Annotated in this window: 1 protein-coding gene; it reads left to right on the forward strand. The window is 43.8% G+C overall.

The annotated features are described in order from the left end of the window. Positions 1-496, forward strand: a 496-nt coding sequence (locus tag R7E78_RS27675; protein WP_318058824.1) for a TAXI family TRAP transporter solute-binding subunit, incomplete at its 5' end; no start/stop codon positions are given. Positions 497-641: the final 145 nt, after the last annotated feature.

Raw genomic sequence — 641 nt, forward strand, 5'->3', positions numbered from 1 at the left:
AATGGATGCAATGGGCTGGACAAATGACAGCTTCAAACTTGCTTCAGAGCTAAAAGGCTCAGAGCGTTCTCAAGCCCTTTGTGACAACAAAATTGATGCGTTCATCTACATGGTTGGCCATCCAAACGGTTCAATCAAAGAAGCAACCACATCATGTGATGCGAAGCTAGTGCCTGCAACTGGTCCTAAGATCGACAAGATCGTCGCAGATAACCCGTACTACGCATTCAGCACAGTGCCGGCTGGTATGTACCGTGGTACAGATAAAGACGTGAAGAGCTTTGGTGTTGCAGCAACAATGGTAACAACAGCTGATGTTTCTGATGAAGTTGCATACAACGTTGCTAAAGCCGTGTTCGAGAACTTCGACACCTTCAAACGTCTGCATCCAGCTTTTGCTAACCTGAAAAAAGAAGACATGGTGAAAGCAGGTATTTCTATCCCTCTTCACCCTGGTGCAGAAAAATACTACAAAGAAGTGGGTCTAATTAAGTAAGCACTCACTTATTTCAATCTCAGGCAGAAAAAGATGGTTTTCTGCCTGATTGAGTATGCTGGTTGTAGCACGTTGAACCAGCATGCTTTGTTCATTTGCCAGTTTTTCTTAGAACTGCGCACTCAATACCCAAGAAAACACTTTA

It is taken from the genome of Vibrio sp. YT-19(2023) (genome assembly GCF_033337395.1).